Annotated in this window: 19 protein-coding genes and 1 tRNA gene; 13 read left to right on the forward strand and 7 right to left on the reverse strand. The window is 40.5% G+C overall.

Features of this window, described 5'->3' with window-relative positions:
- Nucleotides 1-84: 84 nt before the first annotated feature.
- The 4 genes from ACWICE_RS17105 to ACWICE_RS17120 are packed head-to-tail and all read right to left on the reverse strand — an operon-like array spanning nt 85 to nt 3,308.
- Nucleotides 85-1,038, reverse strand: coding sequence for a glycerophosphodiester phosphodiesterase family protein (locus tag ACWICE_RS17105; protein WP_454298855.1), 954 nt, complete (start codon nt 1,036-1,038; stop codon nt 85-87).
- The gene (locus ACWICE_RS17110; protein WP_254530209.1) at nt 1,028-1,558 is read right to left on the reverse strand and encodes a shikimate kinase; all 531 of its coding nucleotides are present in this window, start codon (nt 1,556-1,558) and stop codon (nt 1,028-1,030) included. Before ACWICE_RS17110 ends, ACWICE_RS17105 begins: the two co-directional genes overlap by 11 nt.
- Nucleotides 1,555-2,760 carry a BT_3928 family protein gene (locus ACWICE_RS17115; protein ID WP_313261119.1) on the reverse strand — a complete coding sequence of 402 codons (1,206 nt, stop codon included), beginning with the start codon at nt 2,758-2,760 and terminating at the stop codon, nt 1,555-1,557. Before ACWICE_RS17115 ends, ACWICE_RS17110 begins: the two co-directional genes overlap by 4 nt.
- A gap of 8 nt (nt 2,761-2,768) precedes the next feature.
- On the reverse strand, nt 2,769-3,308 hold the full coding sequence (locus tag ACWICE_RS17120; RefSeq protein ID WP_185214296.1) for a DUF1599 domain-containing protein: 540 nt from the start codon (nt 3,306-3,308) through the stop codon (nt 2,769-2,771).
- A gap of 127 nt (nt 3,309-3,435) precedes the next feature.
- On the opposite strand from ACWICE_RS17120, the gene ACWICE_RS17125 reads away from it, so the two are divergent.
- The 5 genes from ACWICE_RS17125 to cysM are packed head-to-tail and all read left to right on the forward strand — an operon-like array spanning nt 3,436 to nt 6,845.
- Nucleotides 3,436-3,969 carry a DUF4269 domain-containing protein gene (locus ACWICE_RS17125; protein WP_454298856.1) on the forward strand — a complete coding sequence of 178 codons (534 nt, stop codon included), beginning with the start codon at nt 3,436-3,438 and terminating at the stop codon, nt 3,967-3,969.
- Complete coding sequence (locus tag ACWICE_RS17130) at nt 3,970-4,758, forward strand: HipA family kinase (protein ID WP_454298857.1); 789 nt, start codon at nt 3,970-3,972, stop codon at nt 4,756-4,758.
- Nucleotides 4,748-5,131: a DUF3037 domain-containing protein gene (locus ACWICE_RS17135; protein WP_454292268.1), complete on the forward strand. Its 384-nt coding sequence runs from the start codon at nt 4,748-4,750 to the stop codon at nt 5,129-5,131. The genes ACWICE_RS17130 and ACWICE_RS17135 overlap by 11 nt, the downstream gene beginning before the upstream one ends.
- Nucleotides 5,132-5,157: 26 nt before the next feature.
- On the forward strand, nt 5,158-5,973 hold the full coding sequence (locus ACWICE_RS17140) for a serine O-acetyltransferase (protein WP_454298858.1): 816 nt from the start codon (nt 5,158-5,160) through the stop codon (nt 5,971-5,973).
- The gene (gene cysM / locus ACWICE_RS17145) at nt 5,973-6,845 is read left to right on the forward strand and encodes a cysteine synthase CysM (protein WP_454298859.1); all 873 of its coding nucleotides are present in this window, start codon (nt 5,973-5,975) and stop codon (nt 6,843-6,845) included. The genes ACWICE_RS17140 and cysM overlap by 1 nt, the downstream gene beginning before the upstream one ends.
- Before the next feature lie 64 nt (nt 6,846-6,909).
- Here the strand turns inward: cysM and ACWICE_RS17150 are convergent, their stop codons facing one another.
- Nucleotides 6,910-7,599, reverse strand: coding sequence for a hypothetical protein (locus ACWICE_RS17150; RefSeq protein ID WP_454298860.1), 690 nt, complete (start codon nt 7,597-7,599; stop codon nt 6,910-6,912).
- Nucleotides 7,600-7,765: 166 nt separating this feature from the next.
- Here ACWICE_RS17150 and ACWICE_RS17155 point away from each other — a divergent pair, with 166 nt between their 5' ends.
- The 3 genes from ACWICE_RS17155 to ACWICE_RS17165 all read left to right on the forward strand — a co-directional run bounded on the left by ACWICE_RS17155 (nt 7,766) and on the right by ACWICE_RS17165 (nt 10,701).
- Entirely contained in the window at nt 7,766-9,235 is a 1,470-nt protein-coding gene (locus ACWICE_RS17155) for a DUF3943 domain-containing protein (protein ID WP_454298861.1), read from the forward strand.
- Nucleotides 9,236-9,333: 98 nt separating this feature from the next.
- Entirely contained in the window at nt 9,334-10,002 is a 669-nt protein-coding gene (locus ACWICE_RS17160) for a hypothetical protein (RefSeq protein ID WP_454298862.1), read from the forward strand.
- 42 nt (nt 10,003-10,044) lie between these two features.
- Nucleotides 10,045-10,701 carry a hypothetical protein gene (locus tag ACWICE_RS17165; protein ID WP_454298863.1) on the forward strand — a complete coding sequence of 219 codons (657 nt, stop codon included), beginning with the start codon at nt 10,045-10,047 and terminating at the stop codon, nt 10,699-10,701.
- Between the two features lie 939 nt (nt 10,702-11,640).
- Here the strand turns inward: ACWICE_RS17165 and ACWICE_RS17170 are convergent.
- Together ACWICE_RS17170 and ACWICE_RS17175 are read right to left on the reverse strand one after the other, a co-directional pair.
- Nucleotides 11,641-12,975, reverse strand: a complete 1,335-nt coding sequence (locus ACWICE_RS17170) for a trigger factor (protein WP_454298864.1) — start codon at nt 12,973-12,975, stop codon at nt 11,641-11,643.
- A 72-nt stretch (nt 12,976-13,047) separates the two neighbouring features.
- Nucleotides 13,048-13,129 (reverse strand) — tRNA-Leu (locus tag ACWICE_RS17175).
- Nucleotides 13,130-13,700: 571 nt separating this feature from the next.
- Here ACWICE_RS17175 and ACWICE_RS17180 point away from each other — a divergent pair.
- From ACWICE_RS17180 to ACWICE_RS17200, 5 genes are all read left to right on the forward strand, one after another.
- Nucleotides 13,701-14,324, forward strand: coding sequence for a hypothetical protein (locus tag ACWICE_RS17180; protein WP_313261125.1), 624 nt, complete (start codon nt 13,701-13,703; stop codon nt 14,322-14,324).
- Nucleotides 14,321-14,623, forward strand: a complete 303-nt coding sequence (locus ACWICE_RS17185) for a winged helix-turn-helix domain-containing protein (protein WP_254530191.1) — start codon at nt 14,321-14,323, stop codon at nt 14,621-14,623. Before ACWICE_RS17180 ends, ACWICE_RS17185 begins: the two co-directional genes overlap by 4 nt.
- A 52-nt stretch (nt 14,624-14,675) precedes the next feature.
- The gene (locus ACWICE_RS17190; protein WP_313261126.1) at nt 14,676-15,188 is read left to right on the forward strand and encodes a Coq4 family protein; all 513 of its coding nucleotides are present in this window, start codon (nt 14,676-14,678) and stop codon (nt 15,186-15,188) included.
- Nucleotides 15,178-16,671 carry a cell envelope integrity protein CreD gene (creD, locus tag ACWICE_RS17195; protein WP_185214308.1) on the forward strand — a complete coding sequence of 498 codons (1,494 nt, stop codon included), beginning with the start codon at nt 15,178-15,180 and terminating at the stop codon, nt 16,669-16,671. The genes ACWICE_RS17190 and creD overlap by 11 nt, the downstream gene beginning before the upstream one ends.
- A 138-nt stretch (nt 16,672-16,809) precedes the next feature.
- Nucleotides 16,810-18,918, forward strand: a complete 2,109-nt coding sequence (locus ACWICE_RS17200; protein WP_454298865.1) for a S9 family peptidase — start codon at nt 16,810-16,812, stop codon at nt 18,916-18,918.
- The last annotated feature ends 23 nt before the right edge of the window (nt 18,919-18,941 follow it).

The raw sequence follows: 18,941 nt of genomic DNA on the forward strand, positions 1-18,941 counted from the left end.
TTGTAGGATATGGGTTACAACATATAAAAAGCCTTGTTAATCTATATTAACAAGGCTTACGCTATATTTTCTCTGAAAAATAGATTAATTAATGAAAGGCGATTCTATGTTTCTTTTTTTGATATAGAAATCCAATGCTTTCCAAGCTTCAAAGGGTCTGTCAGTCGATAGCACATCTGCTCCTCTAACGATAAAATCAGCATATAGCTGGTATCCCGCTTTTTCAGCCGATCGGTCTAAGTTGCCGATTGTCCCTAAAATGGATTTAATCCCATGCTGTCTCAACATCGTATATAGAGCAGTATCTGGCTCGCGAGTGCCCACAAAAGCGATTAATCGGGTGTCTGGAATACTCAGTTCACTTAGGCGGTTCAGATCATCCCTGTTTTTGATCGTAGCCGAGATCATGAGATCTGGAGCCAACCTGTTCACAACCTCGGCTTGGTTAGCCGAGTAGGTGATGATAATGCTGTTCGCTTCTGCTTTTGTCTTTCGGATCAATTCAATAACCTTCTCATAAGGAACCGATCTCTTGACATCCAATGTATAGATAACCCTTCCGATACCCCATTGCAAGGCATCTTCTAAGGTAGGGATCCTGTAGTTTGTCAGCTCGCCATTGTTATCCTTTAGCTTGAGGTCTTTCAGTTCCTCATATGTTTTATTGGAAACCCGTCCTTTTCCAGTTGTGGTACGGTCTAAAGTTTCATCGTGCATCAGGACCAGAACAGAATCCTTGGTCATGGCAATGTCGCATTCAATGATGGCTGGCATCTTGCTGGCCACCTCTGCAAATGTCGGAATTGCATTCTCAGGAAAACCATCACTTGGACCACCACGATGGGCACTGACCAAAGGGTAGGAGTTCTCATTGTAAGTCAGGAAATGGTAAAGGTCATCCACTGTCTTCAGGTTGAAAACCTGATCCACCTGTGGCATATTGCTTATACTGCTCGAGCTATTTGTCCTAAAACAAGATGAGGACAGCAGTGCAAGCATTCCAGCGATAAAAATAGATGAGTAGAATCTATTGCTCATGTAATTCAATGTTTGCTTTTACCAAGGAGACTAGGTCCTCCAAAGGTGTATTGATTTGATCGACCAAGATATGTGCGCGATCATAGAATGGGTTTCTTTCTTCCAGTTTGCTCTCTATAAAGTTCAAGAGTTCATCCCCAGTAAAGCCTTTCAAGGCCGGTCTCTTTTTGACATCAGATTGGCTTAACCTGCTCCATAAGGATTTTGGGCTGTGCTTCAGATAGAGGACGGTTCCATTTTCCAATAACCAATCCATATTGTCGAAGTAACATGGCGTACCACCGCCCGTAGAAATAATGCCAGATTTGTCCTTTTGCGCATGCAATATTTCTCTTTCGATTTCCCTGAACTTATTTTCGCCATGTAAAGCAAAATATTCAGGGATGCTCATGCCGATATGCTCAACAATTTCATGGTCCAGGTCCACGAAAGGAGCCTCTAAGGCATTTGCCAATTTCTTTCCCCATGTGGTCTTCCCACTTCCCATAAAGCCAATCAGGAAAACTGGTCGCTGAATCATTCTACTTTGTCTAGATATTTAGTTATTAACTCATGTTTGCTAGGAAAATTGTACTGCGACCATTTTTTTACAACGGTACCATTCAGCATCAGCATAACCCCAGGGTTTGCGCGGACCATACTTTTCAATGGAACGGCATCCACATAGAATGTCTCCAGCACAAGGTCCATTTGGTCATTCAGGTAGTTTACTTCATCAGAAGATGAAGCAGTCGCCAAAACGGCCCTGATATTATAGTCTTCAGAAAGGTCCCTGATCGTCGTGTTGATGCGGTCTAATGCAGCTAAGTCAAAAGGAGACATCTTCTTAAGGTCTGTACTTACCACAATAAAATTGTAATATGGGTTTTGGATCACTTCCTCTGTACGATCCGTACCGTCCATATCCGTAATGATCAAATCAGGGATTTTTACTTCATATCCTTTTTTGATCAACCTAGTCTGCGGATCACCCACAACTTCCCAGTTTTCATCCTCCCACAGCTTCTGACCCATGTATTCTTTGTCAGTTACCTTTTTCGTCTCATTCGTGGTTTTATTCTTCAACTCGTAGATATGTTCAAATACATCAGGCTCAGCACCTTCTGGCGCTTTCATCAGTTCTGGGACATTGTTTCCTTCTTTGTATGGAAGGAAATCTATAAATGGAAGGAAATAATAGGTATAGATCCCAATACCAAATGAACCCAATATGATGAGTGCAGTCAACAGGTTTCTGGTAAATAGACTTCTAATGAAAGGTTTGATCTGATCTCTTTTAATAAAGATAAAAACGATCAGGATCAATAAAATGAGGTCCTTAAAGAAAGATTGCCAAGGGGTCAATGGAATGGCATCACCAAAACAGCCGCAAGATTTGACTACCTCAAAAAATGCAGAGTAAAAGGTCAAAAAGGTAAAAAATATAATCAAGAGCAATAAGCCCCACGCGACCTTCTTGCCAGCTACACCCAGGATCAACAGACCACCGAGGATGATCTCGACAGCGCAAAGGAAAATAGCGATCCAAGTGGCATAATCACTTAGGAATCCAAGGTTGAGGACATGGAAGTATTCTTGCAGCTTATAGCCAAATCCCATCGGATCATTGGCCTTTATCAATCCGGAGAAGATAAATAATAATCCAACCAGAATTCTAGCAATCCATAATAAAACATTAGGTTTGGGTTGTTTTGTTTGGGAATAGCTCTGTGTATAAGTCATGTTGTTCGTTATTTTGCCAAACCTAATTTGATCAGTGCAAAGACTGCATAGTTCAGCATATCTTGATAGTTTGCTTGTAATCCTTCCGATACCAAAGTTTGGCCATCATTGTCCTCAATCTGTTTTACACGATGCAATTTCATCAAGATCAGATCGGTCATCGATGAAACACGCATGTCCCGCCAAGCCTCGCCATAATCATGGTTTTTGGCAAACATCAGGTCGCGGGTCTCATTCACCTTTTCGGTATATTTCTCCGCTACGATTTTGGGGTCCAAGTTCTCGTTTTCCGTATTGCCAATTTCCAGTTGAATCAAAGCAATCACACAATAATTGATGATTCCAATGAATTCATCGACTACTCCTTCGCCAACTTTCGATTCCTTTTTTTCTTCCAATGAACGGATACGGGCGGCCTTGATATAAATCTGATCAGTCAAAGAACTTAATCGTAAAATTCGCCAAGCTGTACCATAGTCTTTGGTCTTTTTAATAAATAGCTCTTGGCATATGTTGATAATACGATTGTATTCTGTATTTGTATCCATAAATTGATTTTGCATTATAGTATGAGTCTCACAAATATAGCTAGAATATCCTTAACCTTTAAGTCACTTTACAGTACAATTTCCTCGATTTTCAATATTTATGAGCACTTTAGATTAACTTTGAAGGATGGAATCTGCTAGGTTTTATGATCTTTCCTATCTCAAAATGGGCACTGCACTGCAAAGGAAATCTTATGATTTGATCCGGAATCATAGGATAATGGAAGCTTTGCAGGATTTCAAACCCGTCCTTATTGGAACCATTCCCATTGACATAGCCGTGTGGAACAGCGATTTGGATATCGCCTGTGAGGTCTATGACCTCGACATATTTAAAAGAAAATGTCATGAAAATTTCGAAAAACACAATGGATACAGCTTTAAAGTAGAAACTGTGCGTGGAATAGAAGTTGGAATTGCTAACTTTAAAATTGACGATATGTTGCTGGAAGTCTATGGAGAGGGGAGACCGGTGGCTGAACAGTATGGTTTTCGACATCTGTTGATTGAAGCCAAACTTTTGGAGACCTTCGGCGAGGAATTTAAACAACAGATCATCAAGCTGAAGTCGCAAGGAATAAAGACTGAACCGGCTTTTGCCAAATTATTGAAAATCCAAGGAGATCCTTATGAGGGTCTCCTAAACTATAACATAGAATAGATGCTGGAAATAAAGAGTCCTGAAATTAGAGAGGTGAATATCATCCGATATGTCCAACCTTTTCGCGAAGGTGGTTCGCTGCCCGGATTGGTTGATGCGGATGATGGATTTAGCTATGTGATCAAGTTCCGAGGAGCTGGACAGGGGAAAAAAGCCTTGGTCGCTGAATTTATCGGTGGCGAACTGGCAAGGTTCTTAGGACTTCGGGTTCCTGAAATGGTGTATGCCGATCTGGATGTAGGCTTCGGCAGGACCGAACCGGATGAAGAGATCCAAGACCTGCTCAAGTTTTCTGTAGGCAAGAACCTCGGTGTAAGTTATCTGAATGGAGCTATCACCTTTGATGCCAATGTCGATGAAATTTCCTCCGAGGAAGCTTCCAAGATCGTTTGGCTGGATGCCCTTTTGATGAATGTAGATCGGACCGTGAAAAACACCAATATGCTGATCTGGCATAAGGAATTATGGCTTATAGACCATGGGGCAGCACTGTATTTCCACCATAACTGGGACAATTGGGAAGAAACCGTTGATAAACCTTTCGTTCAGATCAAGGACCATGTCCTCTTATCCAAGGCCAAGGATGTTCCCCTTATCGATTCAACCTATAAAGAGCTGTTCAACAAAGAAAATATCAGGAAAATCCTCGATGTAATACCCGATGAATGGTTAATTGATGAGGTTCGCGATCTTAGTGCGGATGAAGTGCGTGAAGTGTATGTGGAGTTTATTTCCAGAAGAGCGAGCCATTCTGAAGTTTTTGTAAATCAAATTCAACATGCAGGATAGGACTTTATACGAATATGCTGTGGTAAGACTGGTTCCGCGTGTTGAAAGAGAGGAATTTGTCAATGTAGGCGTGCTGTTATATTGCAGGAAGCAACGATATGCCAATATCCTGTACCATGTGGATGAAGGCCGCTGCGAATTGTTATATAAGGATATCGACTTTGACCAGATCCGGGCTCATTTGGAATCCATGAAGCAAGTCTGTTTAGGGAGCAAAGAGGGTGGAGCACTTGCCCAATTGGATCAAACCGAACGTTTTCGTTGGCTAACCGCTAAACGGAGCACCTTGATCCAATGCTCTGCCGTACATCCAGGCTTATGCTTAGATGCAGAAAAAACACATCAAGAACTCTTTGAAAAACTAGTGCTTTAAAATTTTTAAAATAATTCAACCTACCCATGATAATGGAGGATTTTTATCAACATATATACGAAAAACAACAGGCTGTCCAAGATATGCCCAGCAATAAAGCCATTGCTCATTGGGCAGTTGAATTGCTGCATCTGTTGTTCCCTGAACGGAATTCAAGAACCTTCAATACGGTTCAGGAAATTGAAGCTGCATTCAAGCAGGCTGAGGCAGATCTCTATCTTTTGCTTTTCAAAACAAAAGCATGCTCCAGCTGCAATATCAAGAAAGTATCCGAAAAGTTCTTTGCTAACCTGCCTTCCATCTATCAGCGCATGCTGACCGATGCAGAAGCCATCATGGAAGGCGATCCGGCAGCACAGAGTCTGAATGAAGTGATACGGACCTATCCCGGTTTTTTGGCTATCAGTATCTATCGATTGGCCAATGAACTGTGGATCCAAGGAATCCCTTTGATTCCACGGATACTGACGGAGCATGCACATTCAAAAACAGGCATTGACATCCATCCAGGAGCTTTCATCGATGAGTACCTACTTATTGACCATGGTACTGGTATCGTGATTGGAGAAACCTGTAGGATCGGCAAGCATGTCAAGCTGTACCAAGGGGTAACCTTGGGTGCCTTGAGCGTGGAAAAGAACATGGCCAATACCCAGCGGCATCCCATTATTGAAGACCATGTCATTATCTATGCTGGAGCGACCATCTTGGGAGGTGAAACCGTAGTGGGCCATCATTCTGTGATAGGAGGAAATGTGTGGTTGACCAGCAGCGTTGACCCTTATACGACCGTATATCATCAACCCAATTCAAAATTTATTGACTCTAAACCTTTAGCATAATGGCGAATATCATAGACTTAATTGGAAATACACCGATGGTGGAAATCAAAGGATTTCATGACAACCCTAAGGTTAAAATATATGCAAAACTTGAAGGGAATAATCCCGGAGGTTCGGTAAAGGACCGTGCCGCTTTAAATATGATCCGTTCTGCCATGGAACGTGGCGAGATCAATAAGGATAGCAAGTTGATTGAAGCCACAAGTGGCAATACCGGTATTGCCTTGGCCATGATCGCGAGTATGTATGGCTTAGAGATTGAACTGGTGATGCCATCTACTTCAACAAGGGAGAGGACCTTGACCATGGAAGCTTTCGGGGGTAAGGTGACGTTGTTGGACAATATGGAGGTGAGCCGGGACTATGCCGAAGAAAAAGCCGCAAGCGGTGAATACTTTATTCTCAATCAATTCTCCAATCCTGATAATTACGAAGCCCATGTAAAAACTACGGGGCCCGAGATCTGGCATGATACCGATGGAAAGATTACCCACTTTGTCAGTGCAATGGGAACTACAGGAACCATTATGGGCTGTTCAATCTATTTGAAAGGCCAGAATCCAGAGGTACAGATCGTAGGTTGTCAACCTACTGAAGAGTCCTCTATTCCCGGCATCAGAAGATGGCCAGAGGAATACCTTCCAAAGATTTTTGATCCAAGTAGAGTGGATAGAGTTATAGACATCGACCAAAAAGATGCAACCCAGAGAGCTAGGGAATTAGCCAGAAAAGAAGGGGTATTTGCAGGGATGAGCTCTGGTGGAGCTTTTCAAGCAGCCTTGACCGTGGCTAATGAAATCGAAGAGGGCGTTATTGTATTTATCGTTTGTGATAGAGGCGATCGATACCTCAGTTCAGACCTCTTTGGTTAAGAGATTATCATAAAAAGAATCGGGGCCTTCATTTGAATGCCCCGATTCTTTTTATGATAAATTTCTATTTATTGTCCCTAGACCAGATCTCAAAGATAGGGTCACCTTTTGAGCTCAAGCCACTGTGGTTCCAAGCGCCATCTTTGATTTCGCCATCAAAGGACAAGGAAGCACCGACACGGCTATTGTCTCTGGAGAAGAATAGGATGTTTTCGGTATATTTCTTATCCTTAAAACTGTATTTTCCTCCGCCGGTACCATAAAATCCCTTTTCAGCAGGATTGATGGCAATCCATTGGAAATAGCCATCAACCAATATTTTGATAGTCTTTCTATCACCACGCGGGATGTTGGACATTTTATCTTTTTCTTTTCGACCGGTTATCCGCCACAGACCATCCAATTCCTGTTTATTGGCAGTTTGTTTCGCGAAGTTCAGGGTTCCCATTTTGATGCCTTTACCATCCAATTGGGCATTCTTGGCCTTTTCAGTGCCTATCTCTGCTGGATTGGCATCATTATATTCCACGTGTACCTGTATACCATTGTTTGATGTGCTAAATGGACCTCCCCAGGTAGAAATATACTTGTTGTCTTCATATTGGATATATGAACTGTAGCCATCTACAAATAGCCATAGGTGATTGACATTTCCATCTTTTGCGAGGTAAGCTCCATGTAGGGGCTGCTTGGATTGAGCAATGACTGCAAAGCCCATCAGCAGAATGGCCAAACTTAAAAATAGTCTTTTCATGTTGTGATTCTGTTGGTTATCCCTTAAATATAATTAAAACCATTTAAAGCGCAAACTGTTTTGAACCTGACAAAAACGCTTTGTCACGAATGGGTAGGAATCGAAATTTGAGTTTTCGCTTTCAGGCTAATACATTAATTTTACGCCAAATTTAACTTCTATAGCATTGCAACTAAATCACAGGACACTATTTCTTTTCACGTGGATCTTAATTTTATCCACTTTAAAGTCACTAGGTCAGATAGAGACCAAATCTGTTACTGACACGATAAAATTTAGAAAAGACAGCTTAGCTGTCCTTCCCGATGAACCTGCGTTTATCAAGGATACCTTAGAATGGAACCTGAATCCCAAGAGGAAAAAGAAATTTTGGCGTGCAGGAGCTCAATGGTTTTTGGCTCAAGCTTTACCGGCTTCCTTCAATCGCTTTATCACGAAAGATCCTTATTCATATATCAGTTTCCAGAACTTTTTGGACCATCAGCGATTTAGTGCCTGGGATTGGGATGACAACCAATTTACCACCAATCAGATTGACCATCCTTTCCATGGACAGATTTATTTCAATGCCTTTCGTAGTAATGGTTACAATTTTTACCAATCCTCCCTGGCCACGGTAGCCGGAAGTTATATATGGGAGACAGCTGGCGAAACTCAGCACCCTTCCATCAACGATTTAGTCAATACCACCTTTGGAGGGATATTGATGGGGGAGATGATGCATCGGGTTTCCCGCAACATCCTTGCGAGAAACCGTACGGACCATAATAGGATCGGAAACGAGATCGTAGCGACTTTGGTTAATCCTATCAACGGATTGAATCGCTTTTTAGATGGTAAATGGGGTAAACCGATCGATGATTATTATGGAGCCGACTCTTCTGTCATCAAGGCGGAACTGGATTTAGGAGTGCGACGCTTTGATGCCAAGGAAGGTGATTTCCTGAATGAAGGAAAGAATGCTTTTTACGGTCGATTGCGATTTATCTATAGCAATGGTGACCATAACTATAAAAGACCTTTTGATCAGTTCTCTGTAAACCTAGAATTGGGAAATGGGGACAGTTCATTTATTAATGGGGTCAATGTACATGCCCTACTTTATGGTGCAAAATTCTTTAAGTCTAAAAAGGGGGATCATTATGGTACCCTGAATGCCCATTATGACTTCTATAACAACGATGCCTTTTTTTACGGAGGACAAAGTTTGAACTATAATTGGCTGTCTGAATTCAGATATAAAAAAGGCAATCGCTTGAACCTGTCTGTGGGAGCGGGAGCGGTGATATTGGCAGCAGTGCCTGATCCATATTTGCTATATGGAGCCAGTAGAAACTACAATTATGGGCCAGGTGCATCATATAGGTTCCGTGGAGATTTGATGCTCTTAGATCGCTTTATTTTAAGTGCTGACTATAATGGTGGGGTGTTTTTTACCATTTCGGGTACGGATTCATACTATGTCCTTCACGGACTGAACGTCGAAGCCAGCCTGAGATTATATAAACGTTGGTCCATCAACTTGAGTTCTGGTTATTTCAATCTCCAAGGTCATTTCTATGATCAGCAATATCCAGACTTTAATCGTGAATATCCTTATGGTAGGTTGTCCGTAGGGTATAATATATTCTTCTAGAAGTTAACGTAAAAGACATTTATTTTTAATAAAGTATAATTTTGTTCTATATTTTTAATTTTGTTGCCCTTATTTTTGCTGCAAATTAAAAATAGACAATGACTAAATCTTTACTAAGCAGCTGGAATAGGGGAATTCTTCTTTTATTTATCTTAACTGTATTTTCTTCTTCATCTTATTCCCAAGAACAGGACTCTAACAAACATAAAACAGTTGATCCTGTCGATTTTGTAAAAACAACCTCTAGTATTCGAGTTTCCTTAATTGCTCCAACCTTAACTTTTCAATACGAAAAACCAATAGGTCCAAAAACTGTATTTGATGTCAATGCAGGGCTTCTAGTTAGCTTTTGGGTAAGTAAACTTTCGGTTGATATAGATCAATATAGAGATTTGGATGTTAATGCTAGGTATTTTGCTTTAATGCCACTAATGTCTGTCGGGGTAAAACATTTTTATAATATTGAAAATAGGCTCCGAAAAAATAAAACCATTGAGAATAATAGTGCAAATTATTTTGGAGGAAGGTTGCACGGTCCTATAATTGGATGGATTAGGGATACTAAAAATATTAATGCAGAGAAGTCCAAAAGAATGCAGTTCAGCAGCCGGAATGCAGTAGGATTGGTAGCCTTTTGGGGGATGAATAGAGACCTCGGTAGTAATTTCAATTTCAATCTGGAGGTGGGACCAAGTTTAGTCTATAATTTGGATTCTGAAATAGTGCCTTCTTTTTGGCTTCATGTAGGTTTTTCAAAGACCTTTTAAAAAATCGGTTTATTATTTAATCCTAAAGTATTTTTATAACCCATGAGATCTGTTTTAATATTTATTCTGCTATTCCTGTTTATTTTACCATTTACCCATGCTCAAGAAATCAATGCACTTGATAATGATTCAATCCGTTCATATGTTGTAGAGAATCATAGTATCCGTACGAATATCGTAAAACCCATGTTAGCATATCAGTTTGAAAAGCCAGTTTTTCAAGATGCTGTCCTCGAGATGAATGCAGGACTTACATTAGGAGGTTTAACACGCTTTCATGCTTTACCAATAGGAGATAAGGAGCGTTGGAATCATTATAATAGAACAATTGTGTTGATGCCGACCTGGTCCTTATCGGTCAAGAAATATTATGGTTTTTCAAATCGATTACAAAATGGCAAATCCATTAAAAATAATTCATCAAATTTCCTCGCTCTTCGTTATTTAGGCCTAATGGCAGGCTGGACATTTGATACAACGGTGGGAGAGAAAGAAGCAAAAGAAAAACCTAGTTTTGATAAAGGTGTAGCCTCAGGTTTCGCTGCAACTTGGGGAATCAATAGAGATATTGGCAAAGACTTTAGTTTCAATTATGAAATGGGACCTATTTGTATGAAAGCCCCCCAAGGAATCTGGGGTTTAGGACTATACCTGAAAGTAGGCTTTCAGTGGAATATATTGTTATCTGCTAAACATTGATATTAATAAATTGATCCAAATCTTGGCCCATCCTCCCATCCTCGTTGGGAGAGCGAGGCAAATCCCAATCCTGGTTCAACATAGAGAACAGTTTCTTAACTTTCGGTTACCCACCATACTGTCGTCCTGACGAAGGAAGGATCTCGGAGCAATGCGAACTTGCTTGTATTGGCGTACAGTTCCTTTACCTGCGGTAAAGGATGACAGGACTTGGGAAAGGAGAAGCGTACAGATTCTTCACTAATCGTTCAGAATAGCACATGGGCAATGTTCTTTTTTTACTGTCAACCTGAGAATAAAAAATTTGGACTAAATTTATCGGAAGGTGATGACAGCTTTTTGGCAACGAAAATAAATTAGCTCTTTTATTTTTTTAATATAGAACCCTTTTGGGGTTCCATTATTTTAGCTGGCATGGCACGTTAGCCTGTAAGTAGCAAAAACTGATGTTCGATTAATCGAACATCAGTTTTTGCTACTCCTGTTTTGTTCAATACCATTGCTAAAATAATTCATCCCCGCAGGGGATGTATGGCGGATAAAAGGTTTCCCGTTCCGGTGTCAACCTGAGGTACGAAGGTTCTCGGAGGTATGCAAATATTGATTGTATAGGTGTACAATTCCTGCACCGAAGGTTAAGGAAGACAGGGGCATAGGGGGCGGGCGTATGCAATTCAGTCCTACCGTATGTTGGACTTTCCAGCGAATTGTTGATCATCATCATGGTCTATCCTCGAATCTGTTAAATCCTGGTTCAAATCCAAATCATGGTCTATCCTCCCATCCCGCTAATCCGGGTTCAAAATAGCCTACAGTCCCATTCCCTTCGCTTAAAGACACCCCCGAGTCTAATTACTTACTACTAAATACTCCATAAAAAAAGGTTAACGAAATTGCTCCGTTAACCTTTTTTTATTTTATAACTAATTCTTGTAATGCTTATTTGTCAAGCTTTTCGAATTTGTCGAAATCGATCTTTTTAGATTTGATTTTCACTGTATCTTTCAATTGATCGAACACTTTTAAAGCTTTTACTTCTTCGAACAAACGGTTAGCTTGTTCTCTGTCGCCTAATAATTGCATTGCGAATTGTTGCAATTGCTCATCTGTTGGCTCTTCGTTGATGTTGTACATTTTGATTTGCGCGTAGATACGTTCTTTAGCCAAATCAACCACCTCATCATATTTAACTTCTAAGTTGTTTGCTGTAACGATGCGGTTTTCGATGATCGTCCATTTCAAGTTGTTCAAGAAATCTTCGAAACCTTCTTCGATTTCAGTAGCATCCAAGTTAGGGTTAGTTGCTTTTAACCATTTTTTCAAGAAATCCTCAGGGAATTTAGCGTCAACTTTATCCATACCGAAAGTATACATATCGTTGCGTAATTTTTGAGCTGAGTTTTGTTTGAATAGGTTTTCAACTTCTTCTTTTACTTTTTCGTTGAATTGCTCTTCGGTAGTTACTTCACCAGGAGGGAACAATTTGTCGAAGAACTCTTGGTTCAAGTCAGACTCTTCTAATCTATTGATGTTTTTTACCGTCAATTCGAATTTAGTAACGTCTAGGTTTTCAGCCTCATCTTCAGTGATACCTAAGATACGAGCAAGGTCAGCAACTTTGAATGCTTTCTTTACGTCAAGCTTTGCAGTATCATCTTTTTTCAAGCCAACCAATGATTTTTTGATTTTGGCATCTTCAATGATGTCCGTACGGATTGAAGTTGTTTTTTCGATACCGTCTTCTTTATCTTGTTTCAATTCAGCGTAAAGAACGTCACCTTCCTCAGAAACTTCAGGGTTGGTCATTTTACCATAGCTACGACGTAAGTTTTTGATACGCTCAGTAAGCGTTGCTTCATCAGCTTTAATGTCGTATTCAGTGAATTCCGTCTCTGCTGAGAAAGGAATGTCAAACTGAGGAGCTAAACCGATCTCGTAATCGAATTTAAAAGTATCTTTGAAATCCCAGTTGTATTGACCATCAGTATCTTCTTCTTTAGGAAGAGGTTGGCCTAATACTTCCAGTTTTTGCTCACCGATGTATTCAGCAATTTTATCATTGATAATTTTATTGATCTCATCAAATAAGATCGCTTTACCGTACATACGTTTGATATGTCCAGTAGGAACCATTCCTGGGCGGAATCCTGGTAATTTAGCTTGTTTTGCTTGGTCTTTAATTGCTTTATCAACCTGTGGGTTATAGTCCTCAGGCGCTATTTCCACTTGGATACTAGCGTTGATGTCATCAATGTTCTGGTGTGAAATATTCATACTCTTGTTTTAGCTTTTCGCAATTAATAAAAAAAAGTCCTCCTGATATTTTGTTTTCAGGAGGACATCAAGTGCGGAAGAAGGGACTCGAACCCCCACGCCTCGCGGCGCCAGATCCTAAGTCTGGTGCGGCTACCAATTACGCCACTTCCGCAGTTAGGATTTTATTGAGCCACAAAGATAGAAACCAAACCTATATATGTCAAGCTTTTTCTTCTCTTTTTTCTATGTTTTTTTGTAACTCTTTGTTTCTTAAAGCCTAATTTTTCAAAAAATATTGAAAATAGCCTAGGCTAAGCTCAAAATACGGGAAGATCATGCTGCTTTTGGAGCGGATTCGACAGGTAAACATCCTCTTTTGGTCTTTATAATTATGGAAAACAAAAAGTACATCCTCCAAAAAAACTCGAAGGTGGGGAGGCTCATGTTCCTTTTATATAATAAATCAATAAACACTATTCAATAGAAATAAGGATTCCTTCAAGAATCCTGACCAGGAATATGGAGCATATTTTGACCTCATTCGAGACACATTCCGAATTTTCCGAAAATGTCTCGAACAAGGGTAAAGTGATGGTCGAAGGCCTATGATCAATAATTGGATAAAAAAACGACTTTCCAGAACTTGGTTTTATTGTTGGAATGGGGGAGGCTTTATAAAAAAATTGAAAAAATATTTGCGCAAGTACTTTTTTCTCCTTTACTTTGAAACACAAAGTACTTTTATGGACCAGAAAGATATCTTAAAAGAAATAGGCCAGATCCGCTCCATGATGGAGAAATCATCGAAATTTATGTCCATCAGTGGGCTTTCGGGCGTATTGATCGGTTGTTTAGCTTTATTGGGGGCAGCAGCTGCATATTTTGTGGTTTATGGAACCAAGAGTGTGTTTGGTTACCGTGACTATTATGTGTTGGATGAACAGGTGCTATATAAATTGATCATCATTGCCATTTTGGTCCTGGTCATTTCCGTAACGGTAGGGGTGATCATGGCAAGGGCAAAAGCCAAGAAAGCGGGACAGAGCATCTGGAACCCGACCAGTAAAGCGTTATTGAAAGCGATGGCTATCCCATTGGTGACTGGCGGTCTGTTTTCGATCATCCTGATCAGTAAGGGTGTGGTCGGTTTGGTAGCTTCCACCTTGCTGATTTTTTATGGACTATCACTAGCGGCAGCTAGTGTATTCACTTTTCGGGAAGTCAGGGTACTTGGAATTTTGGAGATTGTATTAGGCTTGTTAGCTTTGGCCTTCCCTGGATATGGCGTCGTGTTTTGGGCCTTAGGATTTGGTGTTCTACATATCGTTTACGGGTTAATTGTCCATAAAAAGTACGAAAGAAAGTGAGCTTGGATTTAACATTATATGACAAGGTTTTTGAAAATAGGGTCAGGCTGCAAATCATGAGTATCCTGATGGCCAATGATTCCTATGATTTCAATTCGTTAAAGGAATTGTTGGAGGTAACCGATGGTAACCTGGCATCAAACCTGAAGAACCTTGAAAAAGAAGGCTATATTTTGGTGACCAAAACATTCATCGATCGTAAGCCGAATACAAGTTATAGTAAGACGGATCAAGGCGCTAAAGCATTTGAAAATCATATCATTGCCTTGGAGAGCCTCATCAAACAGCAGTACAAATAGAATTTTTTTTGTTCATCTACTTTGAAAGACAAAGTGCTTTATAGATAAAAATATGAGAGGATTAAGATTGAAATTTATGCTATTCCTGTACAATTGGTCATCCAAATTGTATGCAGAGCTGTTTAAGGGATATAAGGCAGCTTGGGGAATCAGGAAAGAAGAGTTTTTGGAATATCAAGAGGGGAGTTTAGGCTATGCCTTAGGAATGTTCTACAAAGAAAAAGGTTTTGACGTCATGCCGAAATTGGAGAATCACGATGTCTTTCACCTGATTACAGAAACTGGAACAGAGATTAACGATGAAATTGCCATGCAATATCTGCTGTTCGGAAATGGCAAGCTGAGTTTGTACCTGCTGGCCATGATCTTTATCGGGACCTTTATATTTCCGGAGCATAGCGCACATTATTGGTCAGCTTACAGAAAAGGGAAGGCCATGCATAAATTTCACCATATAGAATTTAAGGGCTTCCTCACAGAATCACTGAGCACATTACAACAATCACTAGATAAAAAACACTTAAAACTACAACTACAAGTAAATCCTATTCAACATGGAAAATAATTCAACTAACGAGGGATTGGAGAACAGTTCTCAGAAATCCCTGATCGAAAAAATCACCTCTTCATTGATCGTTAAGATTTTTGTCATTTTCTTCCTGATGTTAATCTTGCTCATTCCATTGGGCTTGATCGGAGACCTGATTTCAGAACGCAACAATAGGGAGACGAATGTATCTACGGAGATCGCTCGGAAATGGGGGATGGACCAAGTGATCACAAGCCCTATCTTAGCTGTTCCTTACGAGGTGGTCAGAGAAAGGATGAAAAGTGATGGGGAAGGTACGGGAACCAGTACGTTGGTGACAACGGTAGTTACAGAATATGCCTTTATGATGGCAGATCAGACCCAGATTACAGCTACTGTAGAACCTGAACCTTTAAAGCGTGGTATCTATCAAGCCATCGTCTATACCTCAAAGATCAATATTAAGGGGAATTTCGAAGCCTTTGATTTCAGTAAATTAAAGGTACTGCCTGCTGATCTGAAATGGCAGGACGCCAAACTGATTTTCGGTATACAGGATGTGAAAGGACTATCAGAAAATCCAACGTTTAAATGGGATGGTAAAGCCATGGAAATGGGGAAATATGATCTGGATATCGATCTGTTCAAGCAGAATTTAACGGTTGACCTTCCATTAGAAAACAATGAGTCCTTGAATAAACCTTTCGAGATCAATTTTGACCTGAAAGGATCCAAGTCCTTGAATTTCTTGCCGCTGGCAAAAAACACGAAGATCAATGTAAATGGTAATTGGGCAAATCCTAGTTTCAATGGTAACTTTTTACCGGATGACCGTGAAGTTGGAGAAAGCTTTAAAGCTAACTGGACCATTCCGGATTTCAGCAGAAAACAGGCCCAACAATGGACCGGAGAGCCTTATAAGGTCTATAACTTCCAAGGTATCGATCTTTCTGACGAAGACGCACATCCCAATGAATATGCTGCACGCACCTTTCCAGAACCACAGAGCGCTAGCACAGACAATCAGTTGACTGCAAATGATTATGACATGGTTCAGGTCAACTTCTTGCCACAGGTCGATAACTATCAAAAAGCAACCCGCGTAACCAAGTATGGTGCTTTGGTGATCGCATTGACTTTTGTTTCCTTGGTCTTCATGGAAATCATCAAGAAACAGCGCGTGCATATCATTCAGTATGTATTGATCGGTTTTGCCATGGTGTTGTTCTATGCTTTATTACTGGCGATTTCGGAACATATTGGATTTAATTTCGCATATTTAATTGCAGCAATTGCAACAATTATCCTGATTTCATCGTTTATCAAAGCAATAACCAAGGACATGAAATCGGCCATGAATTTCGCCGCCATATTAGCTCTATTCTATAGTTTCATCTTCGTACTTCTTCAATTACGTGACTACTCATTAATCGTTGGAACCATTGGACTATTCATCATCTTGGCGGTATTAATGCGTATTTCAACAAAAATTAACTGGTATCAATTTGAAAAGCAATGATAAGGTTAAGTAGAACATCCATACGAATGTACCTCACGAGCATTTGGCTCTTATTTTGGAAAGCCAGTCGTGTAAATTAGGTAATGATTTCGGTTTGCCTGTCAACTTTAGTAAATTGGCAGGCAAATCGTTTTTTATATGCATAAGATATCATGGATTGGAGCACTCTTATTGATCAATAATATGGTTATTGCACAAGAAGGAAAAGAAGTTCCCCAAAAGGTGGAGCGACCAAAAGTAGAAGATCACGTCAGACGTTCAGGCAATGTGGAACCCCTTAGTCCCCAAAAGCTATGGGAATTGGGCCGGGTTTCCGGAGAAGGACTTTCAGCAGATGGCACCCAATTGATTTACGGTGTATCGAATTATCAGTTTGATGAAAACAAATCCGAGAAGGATCTTTTTGTTATTCCGGTAAAAGGAGGAGTTGCCAAGCAATTCACCTCCGAGGCAGGTGGTGAGTCTGTACTCAAAGTGGAAGGTGACGATGTCCTTTATATGTTCAAAGGACAGATCTGGAAAAAAAGCCTGAAAGACGGAAATGCCGTTCAAGTGACCAATCATGAAGGTGGCTTGGAAAATGTGAAGATTTCACCTGATGGGAAGCATATCTTGTTCAGCAAACAGGTTCTCTTAAAAGATTACCATAGCACCGATAAGTATAAGGACCTACCAAAATCCAATGTGTATATCTATGATAATCTAGATTACAGACACTGGGATACTTGGAACGATGGGAAATTCAACCATCCATTTATCGCTAGTTATGATAACGGAAAAATTGGGGAGGCTAAGGATATCTTAGCTGATGAGCCTTTCTATTCGCCTACCATGCCATTTGGGGGAGCGGAAGATTTTGCATGGACTCCAGATAGTAAATCCGTACTTTATGTCTGTAAGAAGAAATTTGGAACGGAGTACGCACAGAGTACCAATACAGATATCTACAAATATGACCTGGCTTCAGGACAGACCAGTAATCTGACCGAAGGGATGAATGGATATGATAACAATCCAAATTTCAGCCCGGATGGAAAACTGATGAGCTGGATGAGCATGAAAACAGATGGCTATGAATCGGATAAAAATGATATCTACATTAGCGAGCCTGCCAGCGGAATCAAACTGAACATGACGGCTCATTGGGATGGAACAATCAATTCCTATACTTGGAGCAAGGACAATAAAAAAATCTATTTCTTGGCACCAACCGAAGGGACTGTTCAGATCTTTGAACTATTGATTCCGGGCAACCTGAAGAATAGGGCATTGCCAATTATCAATAAGATTTCAGATGGAGAATTTGACATCAACGGTATCGTGGGAGAAACCAAGGAGGGTCTGGTAGTTACCCTGTCAAAAATGACACGGGCCAATGAAGTATACCATTATGCTTTCAAATCCAAAAAACTAAATCCAATAACGACCGTCAATGATCAATTGTACAGTAAGGTTGCAGATACCAAGGTGGAAGCAAGGGTGACAAAGGCATCGGATGGTTTAGACCTATTTTCATGGGTGATCTATCCGCCGAACTTTGACCCAAGCAAAAAATACCCGACCTTATTATTCTGCCAGGGAGGTCCCCAAGGTGCGGTTACCCAATCGTATTCCTTCCGTTGGAACTTCCAATTACTGGCCAGTCAGGGATATATTGTCATCGCACCTAACCGTCGTGGCATGCCAGGATGGGGAGTGAAATGGAATGAACAGATTTCGAAGGATTGGGGTGGTCAAGCGATAGCAGATTACCTATCAGCAATCGATGACCTTTCCAAGGAAGTCTATGTAGATAAAGATAGGATAGGTGCAGTAGGTGCTAGTTATGGTGGTTATTCTGTATTTCAATTGGCAGGTGTGCATGAAGGTCGATTCAAATCCTTTATTTCACATTGTGGATTGTTTGATATGAAATCATGGTATGGTACAACGGAAGAACTTTTTTTTGCAAACTATGAATTAGGCGGACCTTATTGGGAACAAGGTAATGATAAAACCTATACCGAATTCAACCCAAGCACATTGGTTTCGAAATGGACTACTCCGATCTTGATTTTCCAAGGCGGTAAAGATTACAGGGTTCCAATCGGACAAGGTCTGGAAGCTTTCCAAGCAGCTCAACTTAGAGGGGTTAAAAGTAGATTGGTCTATTTACCAGATGAAAACCACTGGGTGCTTTCAGGTCATAACGCACAGGTATGGCAACGTGAGTTTTTCGGATGGTTGGATGAAACCTTGAAAAAATAATAACTAAATAAAGAAGCCGATTC

Source organism: Sphingobacterium sp. NPDC055346 (assembly GCF_053645235.1).

Bases quoted from the DNA above. Each gene is read 5' to 3' on its own strand.
- ACWICE_RS17165 (WP_454298863.1), top strand. From the start codon at position 10,045: ATGAGATCTGTTTTAATATTTATTCTGCTATTCCTGTTTATTTTACCA.
- ACWICE_RS17125 (WP_454298856.1), top strand. From the start codon at position 3,436: ATGGAATCTGCTAGGTTTTATGATCTTTCCTATCTCAAAATGGGCACT.
- creD (WP_185214308.1), top strand. From the start codon at position 15,178: ATGGAAAATAATTCAACTAACGAGGGATTGGAGAACAGTTCTCAGAAA.
- ACWICE_RS17150 (WP_454298860.1), bottom strand. From the start codon at position 7,599: ATGAAAAGACTATTTTTAAGTTTGGCCATTCTGCTGATGGGCTTTGCA.
- ACWICE_RS17170 (WP_454298864.1), bottom strand. From the start codon at position 12,975: ATGAATATTTCACACCAGAACATTGATGACATCAACGCTAGTATCCAA.
- ACWICE_RS17135 (WP_454292268.1), top strand. From the start codon at position 4,748: ATGCAGGATAGGACTTTATACGAATATGCTGTGGTAAGACTGGTTCCG.
- ACWICE_RS17160 (WP_454298862.1), top strand. From the start codon at position 9,334: ATGACTAAATCTTTACTAAGCAGCTGGAATAGGGGAATTCTTCTTTTA.
- ACWICE_RS17115 (WP_313261119.1), bottom strand. From the start codon at position 2,760: ATGACTTATACACAGAGCTATTCCCAAACAAAACAACCCAAACCTAAT.
- ACWICE_RS17200 (WP_454298865.1), top strand. From the start codon at position 16,810: ATGCATAAGATATCATGGATTGGAGCACTCTTATTGATCAATAATATG.
- ACWICE_RS17190 (WP_313261126.1), top strand. From the start codon at position 14,676: ATGAGAGGATTAAGATTGAAATTTATGCTATTCCTGTACAATTGGTCA.
- ACWICE_RS17130 (WP_454298857.1), top strand. From the start codon at position 3,970: ATGCTGGAAATAAAGAGTCCTGAAATTAGAGAGGTGAATATCATCCGA.
- ACWICE_RS17180 (WP_313261125.1), top strand. From the start codon at position 13,701: ATGGACCAGAAAGATATCTTAAAAGAAATAGGCCAGATCCGCTCCATG.
- ACWICE_RS17105 (WP_454298855.1), bottom strand. From the start codon at position 1,038: ATGAGCAATAGATTCTACTCATCTATTTTTATCGCTGGAATGCTTGCA.
- ACWICE_RS17120 (WP_185214296.1), bottom strand. From the start codon at position 3,308: ATGGATACAAATACAGAATACAATCGTATTATCAACATATGCCAAGAG.
- cysM (WP_454298859.1), top strand. From the start codon at position 5,973: ATGGCGAATATCATAGACTTAATTGGAAATACACCGATGGTGGAAATC.
- ACWICE_RS17140 (WP_454298858.1), top strand. From the start codon at position 5,158: ATGATAATGGAGGATTTTTATCAACATATATACGAAAAACAACAGGCT.
- ACWICE_RS17110 (WP_254530209.1), bottom strand. From the start codon at position 1,558: ATGATTCAGCGACCAGTTTTCCTGATTGGCTTTATGGGAAGTGGGAAG.